General features: G+C 67.5%; 14 protein-coding genes and 1 riboswitch. Of the genes, 4 read left to right on the forward strand and 10 right to left on the reverse strand.

What is annotated here, in order from left to right:
• Window positions 1-140: 140 nt before the first annotated feature.
• From ACQPW1_RS23805 to gcvP, 3 genes are all read left to right on the forward strand, one after another.
• Entirely contained in the window at window positions 141-614 is a 474-nt protein-coding gene (locus ACQPW1_RS23805) for a bifunctional nuclease family protein (RefSeq protein WP_069160942.1), read from the forward strand.
• Between the two features lie 206 nt (window positions 615-820).
• Window positions 821-1,414, forward strand: a complete 594-nt coding sequence (locus tag ACQPW1_RS23810; RefSeq protein ID WP_397144363.1) for a MerR family transcriptional regulator — start codon at window positions 821-823, stop codon at window positions 1,412-1,414.
• Between the two features lie 267 nt (window positions 1,415-1,681).
• Window positions 1,682-1,781: riboswitch (glycine riboswitch) on the forward strand.
• 149 nt (window positions 1,782-1,930) lie between these two features.
• A complete protein-coding gene (gcvP, locus tag ACQPW1_RS23815) occupies window positions 1,931-4,798 on the forward strand; it encodes an aminomethyl-transferring glycine dehydrogenase (protein ID WP_433664914.1) in 2,868 nt (955 codons plus the stop codon).
• A 225-nt stretch (window positions 4,799-5,023) separates the two neighbouring features.
• Here gcvP and ACQPW1_RS23820 read toward each other — a convergent pair whose 3' ends face one another.
• The 6 genes from ACQPW1_RS23820 to ACQPW1_RS23845 form a co-directional block, all read right to left on the reverse strand.
• Window positions 5,024-6,691, reverse strand: coding sequence for a VWA domain-containing protein (locus ACQPW1_RS23820; protein ID WP_433664915.1), 1,668 nt, complete (start codon window positions 6,689-6,691; stop codon window positions 5,024-5,026).
• A 111-nt stretch (window positions 6,692-6,802) separates the two neighbouring features.
• The gene (locus ACQPW1_RS23825; RefSeq protein ID WP_433664916.1) at window positions 6,803-7,078 is read right to left on the reverse strand and encodes a WhiB family transcriptional regulator; all 276 of its coding nucleotides are present in this window, start codon (window positions 7,076-7,078) and stop codon (window positions 6,803-6,805) included.
• Between the two features lie 25 nt (window positions 7,079-7,103).
• Window positions 7,104-7,649, reverse strand: a complete 546-nt coding sequence (locus ACQPW1_RS23830) for an HNH endonuclease (RefSeq protein ID WP_433664917.1) — start codon at window positions 7,647-7,649, stop codon at window positions 7,104-7,106.
• A 52-nt stretch (window positions 7,650-7,701) separates the two neighbouring features.
• Entirely contained in the window at window positions 7,702-7,827 is a 126-nt protein-coding gene (locus ACQPW1_RS23835; protein WP_433664918.1) for a hypothetical protein, read from the reverse strand.
• A gap of 115 nt (window positions 7,828-7,942) precedes the next feature.
• Window positions 7,943-8,467: a DM13 domain-containing protein gene (locus ACQPW1_RS23840; RefSeq protein ID WP_433664919.1), complete on the reverse strand. Its 525-nt coding sequence runs from the start codon at window positions 8,465-8,467 to the stop codon at window positions 7,943-7,945.
• A 162-nt stretch (window positions 8,468-8,629) separates the two neighbouring features.
• Window positions 8,630-9,760 carry an acyl-CoA dehydrogenase family protein gene (locus ACQPW1_RS23845; RefSeq protein WP_433664920.1) on the reverse strand — a complete coding sequence of 377 codons (1,131 nt, stop codon included), beginning with the start codon at window positions 9,758-9,760 and terminating at the stop codon, window positions 8,630-8,632.
• Between the two features lie 90 nt (window positions 9,761-9,850).
• On the opposite strand from ACQPW1_RS23845, the gene ACQPW1_RS23850 reads away from it, so the two are divergent.
• A complete protein-coding gene (locus ACQPW1_RS23850; protein ID WP_433664921.1) occupies window positions 9,851-10,540 on the forward strand; it encodes a winged helix-turn-helix transcriptional regulator in 690 nt (229 codons plus the stop codon).
• A gap of 40 nt (window positions 10,541-10,580) precedes the next feature.
• On the opposite strand, the gene ACQPW1_RS23855 is transcribed toward ACQPW1_RS23850, so the two are convergent.
• Genes ACQPW1_RS23855 through ACQPW1_RS23870 form a run of 4 tightly spaced genes read right to left on the reverse strand, consistent with a single transcriptional unit; the run spans window position 10,581 to window position 14,324 of the window.
• Entirely contained in the window at window positions 10,581-11,870 is a 1,290-nt protein-coding gene (locus ACQPW1_RS23855) for an acyl-CoA dehydrogenase family protein (protein ID WP_433664922.1), read from the reverse strand.
• A 2-nt stretch (window positions 11,871-11,872) separates the two neighbouring features.
• Window positions 11,873-12,541 (reverse strand): TetR/AcrR family transcriptional regulator, encoded by a 669-nt coding sequence (locus ACQPW1_RS23860; RefSeq protein WP_433664923.1) that lies wholly within the window; start codon window positions 12,539-12,541, stop codon window positions 11,873-11,875.
• Complete coding sequence (locus ACQPW1_RS23865) at window positions 12,538-13,587, reverse strand: alcohol dehydrogenase catalytic domain-containing protein (RefSeq protein WP_433664925.1); 1,050 nt, start codon at window positions 13,585-13,587, stop codon at window positions 12,538-12,540. The genes ACQPW1_RS23860 and ACQPW1_RS23865 overlap by 4 nt, the downstream gene beginning before the upstream one ends.
• Entirely contained in the window at window positions 13,584-14,324 is a 741-nt protein-coding gene (locus ACQPW1_RS23870) for an SDR family NAD(P)-dependent oxidoreductase (RefSeq protein ID WP_433664926.1), read from the reverse strand. Before ACQPW1_RS23870 ends, ACQPW1_RS23865 begins: the two co-directional genes overlap by 4 nt.
• Window positions 14,325-14,411: the final 87 nt, after the last annotated feature.

The raw sequence follows: 14,411 nt of genomic DNA on the forward strand, positions 1-14,411 counted from the left end.
CTGCGGTGGTCGTGCCGGGCGGTCGGCGCGAGCGGCTGGTGTTGAGTAATGGGAGGCAGTGCGATGAGTGAGCGAAGCGAACGATTCATGTCACAGCGTGCATCGCGCATGGCGCAGCCGAGCGTTAGCGAGGCGGAGGCATGAGTGAAATGCGTGTGATCGGCATTCGTGTCGAACAGCCACAGAATCAGCCCGTGCTGTTGCTCCGTGAGGTCTCGGGGGATCGGTATCTACCAATCTGGATCGGGCAGGCCGAGGCGACCGCGATCGTGCTGGAGCAGGAGGGGGTGACCCCGATCCGCCCGCTGACCCACGATCTGATCAAGATCCTGATCACCGAGCTCGGGCACACTTTGAAGGAAGTACGCATCGTCGATCTACAAGAGGGCACCTTCTACGCGGATCTGGTGTTCGAGAACGATCTGCACATCTCGGCTCGGCCCTCCGATTCGGTAGCGATCGCCTTGCGGGTCGGTTGCCCGATCTATGCCGAGGAGCCGGTGCTCGAGGAAGCCGGGCTGGTCATGCCGGACGAGCGCGAGGACGAGGTGGAGAAGTTCAAGGAATTCCTGGAGTCGGTCTCGCCCGACGACTTCAAGGCCACGGATAGCTGAACAGGACCTTTCCGGCAAACCGGCGTTTTCGCGGGATGACCGGGGGATCCGCCCTTAACCAGAGCTTGAGACTTTAACCGCGCGTCGCGTTTGGCCTGACGATGGTGCTCCCTGGACAATCAGGGGGAGTAATCTCGATAGTTGGGCCACGTCCGTTTTGGCCAGGTCGTCAGTACAGCGGTGGTCGAAACGGAGCCGGGTCATCGATGAGGCTAGCCGTCGGCGAAGCAAGGGAGTGGTCAGTGGCAGAGGAATCGCAGGATGTAATGCAGCCAGGCCTGTTCCCGGACGACTCGGTTCCCGACGATCTGGTCGGCTACCGGGTTCCCAGTGCATGCCAGGTGGCCGGGATCACCTACCGGCAGCTCGACTACTGGGCGCGCACCGGATTGGTCGTGCCCTCCATCCGCAGCGCCGCGGGCTCCGGGAGCCAACGGCTGTACTCGTTCAAGGACATCCTGGTCCTGAAGATCGTGAAGCGGCTGCTCGACGCGGGCATCTCGCTACAGAACATCCGGATCGCGGTCGACCATCTACGCAGCAGGGGAGTGCAGGACCTGGCCGGCATCACCCTGTTCTCCGACGGCACCTCGGTGTACGAGTGCACCTCGGCCGAGGAGGTAGTCGATTTACTGCAGGGCGGGCAGGGCGTTTTCGGCATCGCCATCAGCGGTGCCATGCACGAACTCACCGGCGCCATCGCCAACTTCCCCGCGGAACGTGCGTCCGCGGTGACGGAACGGCCGGAGGACGAGCTGTCCTACCGGCGTAAGGCACGGATGAGCCGCAAGACCGGTTAGAACCAGCCAACTGAACCAACACCCCGCCTCCCCGACAAACCGAGGGTAGCGGGGTGTTGTGCTGCGTGGCACCTGATTTTCGGTGACCAGCCGTGGCGTCTGGACCGCTCGGTTTGGAACCTTCCAAAGACATTGTGTTAGGTAGATATGCGCATCTATCTATGTTCCTGTTGGGAACCTCGACGCAGCAGCGTGACCAGCGCGACACCGCCGGGAAGGGACCAGTGACACGTTCTGGCGTGTCGTCGGCTTAAACTGGTGGCGCGTCAACGCCGTGCGGGAGAGTCCCGGGTTCGACAGAGTCCGGGCGCCGAAGGAGCAGCACCTCCCCGTCAATCTCTCAGGCATCAGGGACCGTGCGGGCTTGGGCGCCTCTGGAAAGCGGTGGCTTCGGGTCGCCCGCCCATGGGGAAAGGGGCTCGACCTTCATCAAGGTCGCGGCGTCCGAATCTCTCAGGCAACACGACAGAGGGGGAGGGCTGGTACCCGTCGACCCCCGTCGACCCGCCCGACCCTATGGGAGCTGCCGTGACTCGCTCATTCGCCGACCGCCACATCGGACCTGACCGGGGCGAACTCGCCCGGATCCTGGACGTCGTCGGCGTCGACTCGCTCGACGAGCTCGCCACGAAGGCCCTGCCCGCCACCATCCTCGACGGCGGTGCTTACCCGCCCCCGGTCGGCTCCGCCTCCCTTCCGTCCCCCGGTGGCCTGTCCGGATTGCCGCCTGCCGCAACCGAACACGAGGTGCTCGCCGAACTCGCCGGGTTGGCCCACTCGAACACCGTGGCCACCACGATGATCGGCCTCGGCTACTACGACACGCTGACGCCGCCGGTGCTGGTACGCAATCTGCTGGAGAACCCGGCCTGGTACACCGCCTACACGCCGTACCAGCCGGAGATCAGCCAGGGCAGGCTCGAGGCGCTGCTGAACTTCCAGACCATGGTGTCCGAGCTGACCGGCATGGACGTGGCCAACGCGTCCATGCTCGACGAGGCCACCGCGGCTGCCGAGGCGATGACACTGCTGCACCGGGCGAGCCGGTCCAAGTCGGCGCGTCTGGTCATCGATACCGACCTGTTCCCGCAGACCAAGACCGTGCTGACCACCCGCGCACAGCCGCTGGGGATCGAACTCGTACCCGCGGATCTGTCGGGCGGTGAGCTGCCCGAAGGTGAATTCTTCGGTGTGCTGGTGCAGGCGCCCGGCGCATCCGGCCGGGTAGTGGACTGGACGGCGCTGATCAGCGCGGCGCACGAGCGCGGCGCGTTGGTCGCGGTGGGTGCGGACCTGCTGGCGATGACGCTGATCGCCTCGCCGGGCGATCAAGGTGCGGACGTGTGCTTCGGCACCACCCAACGTTTTGGTGTGCCGCTCGGATTCGGCGGCCCGCACGCCGGGTATCTGGCAGTGCGCACGGCGTATGCCAGGCAGCTGCCGGGCAGGCTGGTCGGCGTCTCGGTGGACGCGGACGGCGATGTGGCCTACCGGCTGGCGCTGCAGACACGTGAGCAGCACATCCGCCGGGAGAAGGCCACCTCCAACATCTGTACCGCGCAGGTGCTGCTGGCCATCGTCGCGGCGATGTACGCGAGCTACCACGGCGCCGATGGCCTGCGCGAGATCGCGCGCCGCGTGCACCGGCACGCCGCCACCATCGCGGCCGGGCTGGACGGGGCGGTCGTGCACGACACGTTCTTCGACACCGTGCTCGCGCACGTGCCCGGTGGTGCGGAAGCCGTTGTCGCGAAGGCGAAGTCGCGTGGCATCAACCTGCGCCTGGTCGACGCCGATCACGTCGGTATCGCCTGCGACGAGGCGACGACCGAGTCGCACGTCGCGGCCGTGCTCGAATCCTTCGGCACCACACTGTCTGCCGAGCAGCCCGAACCGGCGCCGGCCGTCGCGATCGAGAACCGCACCTCCGAGTTCCTCGACCACCCGGCGTTCACCAAGTACCACACCGAAACCGCCATGCTGCGCTACCTGCGGTCGCTGTCCGACAAGGACATCGCGTTGGACCGCAGCATGATTCCGCTCGGTTCCTGCACCATGAAGCTCAACGCGACCGCCGAGATGGAGGCCATCACCTGGCCCGGCTTCGCCCGCGTGCACCCGTACGCGCCGGCCGACGACGCGCCCGGCCTGCTGCAGGTGATCCACGATCTGGAGCAGTGGCTGTCCGACATCACCGGCTACGACTCGGTGAGCCTGCAGCCCAACGCGGGCAGCCAGGGCGAGTACGCGGGTCTGCTGGCGATCCGGCGCTACCACCTCGATCGTGGTGACACGCACCGGGATACCTGCCTGATCCCGTCCAGCGCGCACGGCACCAACGCGGCCTCGGCGGCCATGGCGGGGCTGCGCGTCGAGGTGGTCAAGTGCCGCGAGAACGGCGACGTCGACCTGGACGATCTGCGGGCCAAGATCGCCGACCACGCCGACCGGCTGGCCTGCATCATGATCACCTACCCGTCCACGCACGGCGTCTACGAGCACGAGGTTGCCGAGCTGTGCGCGCTGGTGCACGACGCGGGCGGTCAGGTGTACGTCGACGGCGCGAACCTGAATGCCCTTGTCGGGCTGGCCCGTCCGGGTAAGTTCGGCGGCGACGTCAGCCACCTGAACCTGCACAAGACGTTCTGCATCCCGCACGGCGGTGGCGGGCCGGGTGTCGGCCCGGTCGCGGTCCGTTCGCACCTCGCGCCTTACCTGCCCGGCGATCCGCTGGTGACGGACTCGCACGCGGTGTCGGCGGCCAACTACGGCTCCGCCTCGATCCTGCCGATCACCTGGGCCTACATCCGGATGATGGGTGCGGACGGCCTGCGTGACGCCACGCTGACGGCGATCGCCTCGGCCAACTACATCGCGCGCAAGCTGGACGAGTACTTCCCGGTGCTCTACACCGGCGAGCACGGCATGGTCGCGCACGAGTGCATCCTGGACCTGCGGGAGATCACCAAGCAGACCGGGGTGACCGTCGACGATGTCGCGAAGCGGCTGGCGGACTACGGTTTCCACGCACCAACCATGAGCTTCCCGGTCGCGGGAACCCTGATGGTGGAGCCGACCGAGAGCGAAAACCTCGATGAGCTGGACGATTTCATCGAGGCGATGATCGCGATCCGCAAGGAGATCGATCAGGTCGCGGCGGGCGTCTGGCCGGTCACCGACAACCCGCTGCGCGGCGCGCCGCACACCGCGGCCTGCCTGGTCGGCGAGTGGGAGCACCCGTACAGCCGCGAAACCGCCGTGTACCCACGGGGTCTCGGCCACGCGCGGCCCAAGGTGTGGCCGCCGGTCCGTCGTATCGATGGCGCGTACGGCGACCGTAACCTGGTGTGCTCGTGCCCGCCGCTGGAGGCGTACGCCGACTGATCACCCCGACCGAAGGCGCCCTTCACCCCCCAACACCGACTGACGGCCCCCTTCGGTCCACCGTCCACTGCGAACCGGCCCCGACCGAAGGCGTCCTTCAGCCGCTCAGACGGGCTGAAGGGCGCCCTCGGTCGGTTCGGGTATGGGGAGGACGCACACCTTCTGATGTTCCGCACAGGCTTTCGCATGCGATTGGGTGTGCGGTAGATCAGAAGGTGTGCGGCTTTAGGGGGTGGTGAGCGACTGGACTACCGCTGAGCCGAACTTGATGTCGTCGGACGTGGTCAGGCGGGTGTAGGTGCCGCCGGTCTGCTCGGAGATGCTCTTCAGGGTCTGCGTACCCTGACCGCCGATCACGATGATGTCGACGCGGACCGGGTGTTCCTTGTCGATCGCGGCGGCCATGTCGCTGGCGAGTTTGGCGCCGGTGACGGTCGAGTCGTCCTCGGGTCCGTCGGTGATGAGCAGCACCGAATTGGTACGGCCAGCGGTGTATTCGTTGATGGCGCTCTTGTATGCGGCGATGAGCGTCGGGTACGCCTGATCGGAGCGCAGCTCGCTGGCCTTGACGGCATTGAGCGCGGTGCCGAGTTTCGTGCGCTGGTCGTCGGTGAGCGGTGCGGTGTCGACCTGCACCTTGTAAGGCGTTGTGCCGTCGAGGTTCTTGCCGTACGTCCAGAGGCCGAGACCGAAGTCCGGCGGCATGACGGTCAGCGTGGAGTTCAGCGCGCCGAGGACATTCGCGAGCCGGGTCATCGAACCGTCGGTGGTCGACATGGAGGACGAGACATCAACGAGGACAGTGGATTGCACGCCGAGCACCGGATTGGCCAGGGTGGCCCGGACCTTGTCGAGCGCGGCCCGCGGCGGTGCCGGGGTGGCGGCCGGTGCGGTGGTGAAGCCCGCAGCGGTGAAGGCCTGCGCCTGCTCGGGCGCGCGGAGGTAGTCAGCGAAGAGCCCGCCGACCAGGTTCTGTGTCTTGTCCACCCACGGTCCGGACATCAGCGCGGCCGGGTGGTCGGCCACCGGCGCGGCACCGGCGGGACGGAAGACGGTAAGTCCCGGTTGGGTTTTCACCTGCTGCTCGGTGGTGGCGACCGCGTGCACGGTGGCGGACTGCGGCGCGCCCGCGATGATGCCGAGGGCTGCGGCGGTGTCGGCGGCGTCCGGTGCGTTGGCGGCGAGCCCGGAGATCGCGGACACGGCCTGCCCGGATTGCGCGGCCTGCTCGCTGAGCGGTTCGGCGCCGGACACCGCGGATCCCACTGCGACGGCGGCGGCGAGGGAGGAATCGCCGGGTGGCAACGCCATACGCAGGCCGCCCCAGCCGGACAGGCCGACATCCTTGAGCGAACCCTGTTGCAGGCGTGGCAGATCCGCCCAGGTGGTCTTGGATTGTTCTAGCGCGCCACGCAATTCGTCGGGCACCGCGAGCACGATCGGGCTCACCGCGATCGGCGCGGGTGTGCCTTCGATCATGCCGGGCACCCGCATGGACTCGATCGAGCGCGTCGAATCGGGGATCCACAGCACCGGCTGCGGGCCGAGGTTCGGATCCCAGGGCTTGCCGTTGGTGAACGCTGCGACGATCGCGGCGGACGGTTGTGCGGTCACCGCCACCTGGGCGCAGTGGTCACGCACCTTCGGCTTGGTCGCGTTGTACCGGTCGGCGGCACCCCTGACCTGCGCGGCAATGTCCGGATCGGCGGTGACGTACAGCGTTGCGGGGCCGGAGACGCACTCCGCCGCCGCGGCGCTGTCCTCATTGGCCGCCCGGTCGCGTAGCTGGAACCATGCGACGACTCCAGCGACGAGCAGCGCGATGGCCACCACTGCGATAACCGGACCTTTGCTGACGCCCCGGGATCGGATTCCGCTGCGATGAGTGCCCACGGTGCACAGTGTATGTTCACCTGCGGTTTGCGGGCTCGGTGAGTCTTGCCTGACCGGCGAGCCGTGCCGAAACGTTGGCCGCCGTGTCCGGGCGGGACACGGCGGCGATGTTCACGGGCGGATCAGCGACCCGCGGTCGAACTCGTGGCCGCCCCAGACACCGGACTGGCCGGTGCGGGCGGCGAATTCGCCACAGGCCGCGCGGATCGGGCAGCCGGCGCAGATTTCGCGCGCGTAGGCGAAGTCCTGCGACGGGTACGGGAACCACGCCTCGTGATGCGGGTCACCACGGCAGGCGGCCCGATGCCACTCTCGGGAGTCCGAGAGCGGGAGCAGCTCGGCCAGGGTCAGCTGCACGACCGCGGTGGTCTCGGTGCGAACGGTCATCGCGATCCTCTCCTTTCTCGGATGTTCAGGTTGCGGCGAGTTGCTTCCAGATCCGCCGCTGTTGCTTGGCCTGGTGGTTGGGTGCCTTGGGCTGCCAGAGCAGCCGCATGCCCGCCTCCTCGGGAGTGCGGTCGGCCTTGGTCGTATTGCATGGGCCGCAGCAGGCGACGAGGTTGCTCCAGGTGTTCGGGCCGCCCCGGCTGCGCGGCCGGATGTGGTCGACGGTGCGGGCCCAGGCGGCGCAGTAACCGCACCGGTGGCTGTCCCGGCGCAGCACACCGGCCAGGGTGGCCCGGCTCTCGTCGTGCACCCGCGCGGTGTGCTCGATGTAGACGTAGCGCAGCAGCCGGATGGTCTCCGGCAGCAGCACCTCGGCGTGCTGGGAGCGGATCGGGAAGTGCGGCGTCCGGTCGGCGATCGACTCGGCGACCCCGGCGGTGAGCAGCACGACGGCCCGGTCGGCGCTGATCTCGGTGAGCGCCTCGTAGGAGGCGTTCAGCACCAGCACCCCGGTGTGTATCCAGTTCTCGGCGGTTAGTGCCGCGCGGTTGGCGGCATAGCGGAATGTCATGGGAATCACCATGTTTCGGGAGAGGTCGAGCGATCGGGCAAGGAAGGGGCGGTCAGTTACCGGCCGGGAGGTGGCCGTCTTCGCGTCCGCTGCACAGCTGTCGGTCGAATGCTGGTTTCATGGTCGACAAGCGTTGTGCCGCATCGATGTTCGCCCGAATCGGGTTCTTCGAAACCATCGCCACCTCCTCCTTTCCGCGTGCTCGTGGATCACCGCTACCTGGTGATCATCGTCGAATCCCATGGTGACATAACGGACCTACTGCTGTCGGGTCATTTATTTTCGGGGGCGGGTCAGCCGTTCTGCAGCTGGGCGGCACCGAACGAAACGTGGAACCGCTGGCACCAGATGGTGACGCTGGTCAGCGCGGTCAGGTCGGTGTCGGCGGGGATGGGGTAGTTCTGGCTGCCCTTGTTGCCTTTGAGGCTGCCGAGGTCGATGTGCTTGGCGTCATCGAAGACGAACCACCCCGCTTTGCCCTCGACCACGTCGGCGTCGGTCAGCCATACGTGCAGGTCGGGGCCGTCGGAGGTGTCGAGGTTCTCGAGTCGGAGCACTCGGCTGCCGTCAGGCAGCTGCAGGATCAGCACGGTGCCTGCGGTGTCGTGCTCGTGCGAGATGAAGGTGCCATCGGCGATGGTGCGTGGCTCGGCGGTTGCACCGGGCGCGGTGGCAGCGGGGGCGGCCTCGTTGACCGTGGTGTTGGTGAACAGCCGCCACGGTTGCGCCAGCGCCAGCCCCACGCCGAGCCCGATCACCAGCAGGACGGCCAGCGTCCAGGTGATGGGGGATCGGGCGATCTTGCGTGCTGAAACCATGGTTCTCCTCCGGGATGTCACGCGACGAGCGTTACTTCGATTGAACACTGTCGAGGGTGGATCACGGGGTACAGAACGGTGACCAAACGCTGACGATGCCGAGGCCGTTTCCGCAGCGAGAGGGTTTCGCCCCCATCCGGGCAATGGGGGCTGCGGGCGAGGTCAACCGATGGGCGTGTGCCCGAGCAGAACTCGGCCGGTGAAGCGGGTCTGCTTGGCGCGCGGCAGCGGATGGAACAGACAGCCGTGCACGTCGCGGTAGCGCATCTCCAGTTCGCAGGCGCGTGAATAGCCCAGGCCGCCAACGGTTTCGATGGCCAGACGGACGGTGTTGATGAGTGCGTCGGCGGCTGCGGTCTTGCGGCTGAGGGTAAGGCTGGCGTAGCTGTCGGTGTTGTCGAAGTGCAGGTTGCCGGAACCGGTGAACATGGCATCGATCAGGTCGGCGGCGGTGGTGTGGGCGTTGACCATTTCGCCGGCGAGTTGGAAGGTCGGCGCGTCGGCCCGGTCGGCGACCAGGGCGGCGGCGAGGTCCACCGCGCCGTCGGCGATGCCGAGGTAGGCGGCCATCACCAGCGGCATCGCCGCGCCCATCACGACGTTGAGCAGCGGCGGCCAGGTGTCGGCGCGGCGGAGCAGGGAGACGGCGGCGTCGGGGACGAAGACGTCGTCGAAGATCACGGTGTGCGAGCCACTTGCTCGCAATCCGAGTGTGTCCCAGGTCTTTTCGATGCGCACGCCGGGAGCGTCCACCGGGATGGCGCAGTGCAGGACGTGCGGGCCCTCGGGCGCGTCATCCCAGCGAAAGCTGGTGACCAGCACGGTGCCCGCCTCCACGCCGCTGGCCGGTGCCTTGCGTGCGTGCACCCGGTAGCCGCCGTCGACCTGCTCGGCGTGGCCGCTGGAGCCGACCCAGTCGGCGGCGCCGGTGCTGATCAGGATCGCCCCGTTGACCACCCGGCCGAACAGCGGCGCCGCGTTGATGCCGTGGTTGTGCCGCCAGACCTGGGCAGCGACCAGATGGGTGTGCATCGCGAACGCGACCGCGGTCGAGGGATCGTGACGGCCGAGTTCGCGCAGGATCTCGCCCATCTCGCGGTGGGTGGCGTCACCACCGCCGAATTCGGTCGGCACCAGAGCGGCGGAGAGCCCGGTGACGCGCAGCATTTCGAACGCGGTGCGGGAGAACTCGCCGCTGTGGTCGCGGTCGGCCACTTCAGGGCGCAGGGACTCGCCGACCTGTCGCGCGAGAGCGACCCAGTCGGTGGTGATGTCAGGGGAGGTTGTCGTCATGTTTCGAAGGTAGGAACGGCTGCGATAACCGAATAGTCCAGAAAGTGGACTTTGCCGGTCCAGAAACTGGACCCCTATCGCGAGGTGACCATGACGACACCAGGCTACGGCCAATACTGTCCGATTTCCCGGGCGCTCGACGTGCTGGGCGAGCGCTGGTCGCTGCTGATCGTGCGCGATCTGCTCCTGGGCACCACGCGGTTCAACGATCTCGCGCGCGGGCTACCCGGCTTGTCACGCAGCCTGCTGGCCAAGCGGCTGCGGCAGTTCGAACGGGCCGGTCTGGTCGACAAGGTCGGCTCCGAGTACCTACTGACCGCCGCTGGCCAGGAGCTCGAGTCGATCCTGTTCGGTCTCGGCGAGTGGGGCGCCCGTTGGACCTTCGGCGATCCGCAGCCTGAGGAGCTCGATCCGGCGGTGCTGGTGTGGTGGATGCACACCCGCCTCGACACCTCGTCGTTCCCGGGTAAGCGCCAGGTGCTCGCGGTGCGGTTCGCCGATGTGCCGGAACGCTTTTGGATCGTCATCGAGTCCGGGGTGCCCTCGGTCTGCGCCGCCGACCCCGGCTACCCGGTCGACGTCGCCATCATCTCCGACGTCAACTCGTTGTACTTGGTCTGGCTCGGCAGATTGTCACTGGCACAGGCGATTCGGACGGGTCGGCTGACATTCAGCGGGCCGTCCGCGCTGACCCGTCACATGCCGTCGGTGCTCCGGCTGAGCCCGATGGCGCCGTACACGAATCCCGCCCCGGCCGACTTCGTCACTCGCGCTTCATGATCGACCCCGCCGTCCGGTCCGGGACGACGGGGCCGACGCGCTACAGGTTGCCGACGATGTGTTCGAGGCGTTGCGCGACGAGCTCGCGGGCCTTCTCGCGCAGGGCCGGACGGTAGCCGCTCGGGTACACCGGATCGCCCGGCTCGTAGTCCTTGAGCACCTCTTTGGCGAGGGTGATCTTGTGTACCTCGGTGGGGCCGTCGGCGATCGCCATCACCTCGGCGTAGTTCATCATGTCGACGAAGGGCAGGTCGGTGCTGACGCCGATCGCGCCGTGCAGGTGCAGGGCGCGCTGGGCGATGTCGTGCATGACCTTGGGCATGGCCACCTTGATGGCGGCAATGTCCTTGCGCACCTTCAGGTAATCCTGTTCCTTGTCGATGCGCCACGCGGTGCGCAGCACGAGCAGGCGGAACTGCTCCATCTCGATCCAGCTGTCCGCGATGCGTTCCTGGGTCATCTGCAGGCCGGCCAGCGGGCCCTTGCGCATCGGGCGGGAGACGGCACGTTCGGCCATCATGTCGAAGGCCTTGCGTACCAACGCGACCGTGCGCATCGCGTGGTGCACGCGGCCGCCGCCGAGGCGGGTCTGCGCCACGATGAAGCCCTGGCCCTCGGCGCCGAGCAGGTGGTCGGCGGGGACGCGGACGTCGGTGAAGCGCAGATGCCCTTCGTGCTCGCTGAACCCGTGCACGTGGAAGTTCTTGACGATCTCCAGGCCGGGGGTGTCGGCGGGCACGATGAACATCGACATGCCCTGGTACGCACTGACATCGGGGTTGGTGACCACCATGACGATGTGGAAGCTGGCGAACTGCGCGTTGGAGTTGAACCACTTCTCGCCGTTGATCACCCAGTGATCGCCGTCGCGTACCGCGCGGGTCTTGAACGTCGTCGGGTCCGAACCGCCGGTGGGTTCGGTCATCACGTAACAGGAGCCGATCTCACCGGCCAGCAGCGGCGCCAGGTACTCGGCCTTCTGCTCCTCGGTGCCGTAGTGCGCCAGGATCTCGGCGTTGCCGGAATCCGGTGCCTGGCAACCGAATACCGACGGCGCCCAGAACGACGTGCCGAGCACCTCGTTGAGCAGGGCCAGCTTCATCTGCCCGTAGCCCTGGCCGCCGAGCTCCGGGCCGAGGTGGCAGGCCCACAGCCCCTGCTCCTTGACCTGCTCCTTGAGCGGGCGCATGAGCGCCATCGCCTCTTTGTCGGTGCGGTCGTACGGGTTCGGGTAGAGCAGGTCGAGCGGCTCCACCTCGGTGCGGACGAATTCCGTCGCCCAGTCCAGCTTTTTCTGGAAGTCCGGATCCGTCTCGAAATCCCAAGCCATGGTCAGCCTTTCGTGTGGTTGTCGGTCGTGGTCACCACGCCGTCGAGGAACGTGGTCGCGAGTATGTCGGCGATCTCGGCGGGGGAGTGCCCGCCGTGCGGTCGATACCAGAAGGTCACCATGTTCAGCATGCCGAGCACGCTGTTGGTGACCACGTGGTCGTCGGAGCGCAGCAGTCCGGCGGCATGGCCCGCGTCGATCACCCGCTGCCAGCAGTGTTGCACGCGATCACGCAGTTCTTGCAGCTCCGCGCCGCGTGCGCCGCTCAGCGCGGTGACGTCGCGCAGCTGGATCGCGACCTCGCGGCGATGATCGATGATCAGGCCGACGTGGCTGTGGATCAGCTTGCGCAGCTTGGTGATCGGGTCGTCGGGGCTTGCCGCGATGCGTTCGGCGTCGACCAGCATCAGCTGAATGTAGTCGTGCAGGATCTGCCAGAGCAGTTCCTCCTTGGAGCCGATGTGGTAGTACAGCGCGCCGCGCTGGACGTCGGCGCGGTCGCCGATCTCCGCGACGCCGGTGCCGTGGAAGCCCTTCTCCGCGAACAGATCTACTGCGGCGCGCACGATCCGCTCACGGGTGTCGCCTGCCGTCGATTCGGAGGCGGGCGGGCGGCCGCGCCTGCGTGCGGGGGCGATGTCCGGCCCGCCGCTCATCGATGCGGTACTCATCTCGCGGGGTCCAGCACTACCTTGCTCACGCCGTCCGCGCGTTCGGCGAACAGCTGGTAGGCGTTCGCGCCGTCGGACATCGGGAGGGGATGGGTGACAACGGCTTCCGGGCGAAGTCGACCGGCCGCGGTCAGCTTCAGCAAGGTGGGCAGCTCGTACTGGATCGAGCACAGGCCGATGTGGAATTCGAGCTCCTTGACCTGCGCCAGTGGCATGTGGAATGGATACGCGCGGTTCTGGCTGACACCGATGACGCTCACCCGGCCGCGGTGCCCCACCGCGCTGATGGCCAACTTGATGGTGGCATCGGCACCGACCGCTTCGATCGCGACATCCGCACCGCCGCCGAGCATTTCGCGGATCGCGAGCTTCGGGTCGTCCGCCTCGATCGGCTCGGCGCCGAGTTCGGCGGCCTGCTTGCGGCGTTCGGCGATCAGGTCGACGCCGAGCACCCGCGCCGCACCCATCGCGAACGCCGACTGAATCGCCATCAGCCCGACCGGGCCCAGCCCGATCACCACCACGGTCTCGCCGGGCGCGATGCGGGCGCGGCGCGCGCCGTACCAGGCGGTCGGGGCATTGTCGGTGAGCACAACCGCGGCCTCGTCGCTGACGCCCTCGGGCAGCCGCACCAGGTTTCCTTCGGCGTGCGGGACCGCCAACAGCTGGGCCTGGCCGCCCGGCAGCGAGCCACCGAGGCCGTAGCAGGCGTCGATCGCCAGGGGCGTGCGCTCGCAGGCCGCGACGATGCCCACCCGGCACTTCGCGCACCGATTGCAGCCCGCCGACGCGGACACCAGCACCCGGTCGCCGACCGAGAGGCCGCGCACCTCGGGGCCGAGTTCGACGATCTCGCCGACGGCCTCGTGTCCGACGCTGTAGCCGGTCTTGTCGGTGAACCCGTGTCCGCCGTAGATGTGCAGGTCGCTGCCGCAGATGCCGGTCGCGGTCACCTGGATGATCGCGCTGTCCGGCGCGGTGAGGATCGGGTCGGGCACGTCGGAGTACGAGATCTGTCGCGGGCCTTGGTAAGTCAGTGCTTTCATCGCCAACCGCCGTCCAGTGCGAGGGTGGCGCCCGTGCAGAAGGCAGAGGCGTCCGTGGCGAAGAATATTGCGGCGCCGACGATCTCGTCGGGTTCGCCGACTCGTCGTTGCGCGTTGAGGGTGCCGATCTGGGTGCGCATCTCGTCGGTCCAGGCCTTGGAGATGTCGGTCGCGAAGGCGCCGCACTGAATGGTGTTGACCCGCACCGTCGGTCCGAAGCTCTGCGCGAGACCCACGGTGAGCGTGTTCAATCCGGCCTTCGCCGCGGCGTAGGGCACCGCGAACGGGGCGGGACGGACCGCTTCGATCGAGGAGATGTTGATGATCGAACCGCCGCCGGTGGCCGCCATGCGGGTACCGATCAGCGCGGAAAGCCGGAACGGCCCTTTGAGATTCACGCCGATGACCTTGTCGAACAGGGCCTCCGAGACCTGATCCAGGCTCGGGTAGAGCGGCGAGAGTCCTGCGTTGTTCACCAGCACGTCGACCCGGCCGAATTCGGCGTACACCGTCTCGACGAGCGCGTCGCACTGCGCCCAGTCGCTGACATTGCAGGCCACCGGCAGCGCGCGGCGGCCGTGCGTGTTCTTCACCTCGTCCGCCAGCGCCGCGCAATCGTCGAACTTGCGGCTGGCGATCACCACATCCGCGCCCGCCGCGGCGAACGCGAGCACCATCTCCTTGCCGAGTCCCCGGCTGCCACCGGTGACCACGACGACCTTGTCCGTGAGCGACACACGCACTCCTGCCGATCAGAAAATGTTCCGATCAGTACATTAAATCCCCGCGCGGATAGAATCAAGGAGCTGTCCGGCCGACCGCCG

Origin of the sequence: Nocardia sp. CA-128927 (assembly GCF_050955855.1) — a bacterium.
Lineage (GTDB): Bacteria > Actinomycetota > Actinomycetes > Mycobacteriales > Mycobacteriaceae > Nocardia.

Excerpts from the sequence above, each read along its gene's own strand:
- ACQPW1_RS23805 (WP_069160942.1), top strand. The coding sequence starts at position 141 with ATGAGTGAAATGCGTGTGATCGGCATTCGTGTCGAACAGCCACAGAAT.
- ACQPW1_RS23810 (WP_397144363.1), top strand. The coding sequence starts at position 821 with ATGAGGCTAGCCGTCGGCGAAGCAAGGGAGTGGTCAGTGGCAGAGGAA.
- gcvP (WP_433664914.1), top strand. The coding sequence starts at position 1,931 with ATGGGAGCTGCCGTGACTCGCTCATTCGCCGACCGCCACATCGGACCT.
- ACQPW1_RS23825 (WP_433664916.1), bottom strand. The coding sequence starts at position 7,078 with ATGACCGTTCGCACCGAGACCACCGCGGTCGTGCAGCTGACCCTGGCC.
- ACQPW1_RS23830 (WP_433664917.1), bottom strand. The coding sequence starts at position 7,649 with ATGACATTCCGCTATGCCGCCAACCGCGCGGCACTAACCGCCGAGAAC.
- ACQPW1_RS23835 (WP_433664918.1), bottom strand. The coding sequence starts at position 7,827 with ATGGTTTCGAAGAACCCGATTCGGGCGAACATCGATGCGGCACAACGC.
- ACQPW1_RS23840 (WP_433664919.1), bottom strand. The coding sequence starts at position 8,467 with ATGGTTTCAGCACGCAAGATCGCCCGATCCCCCATCACCTGGACGCTG.
- ACQPW1_RS23845 (WP_433664920.1), bottom strand. The coding sequence starts at position 9,760 with ATGACGACAACCTCCCCTGACATCACCACCGACTGGGTCGCTCTCGCG.
- ACQPW1_RS23850 (WP_433664921.1), top strand. The coding sequence starts at position 9,851 with ATGACGACACCAGGCTACGGCCAATACTGTCCGATTTCCCGGGCGCTC.
- ACQPW1_RS23855 (WP_433664922.1), bottom strand. The coding sequence starts at position 11,870 with ATGGCTTGGGATTTCGAGACGGATCCGGACTTCCAGAAAAAGCTGGAC.
- ACQPW1_RS23860 (WP_433664923.1), bottom strand. The coding sequence starts at position 12,541 with ATGAGTACCGCATCGATGAGCGGCGGGCCGGACATCGCCCCCGCACGC.
- ACQPW1_RS23865 (WP_433664925.1), bottom strand. The coding sequence starts at position 13,587 with ATGAAAGCACTGACTTACCAAGGCCCGCGACAGATCTCGTACTCCGAC.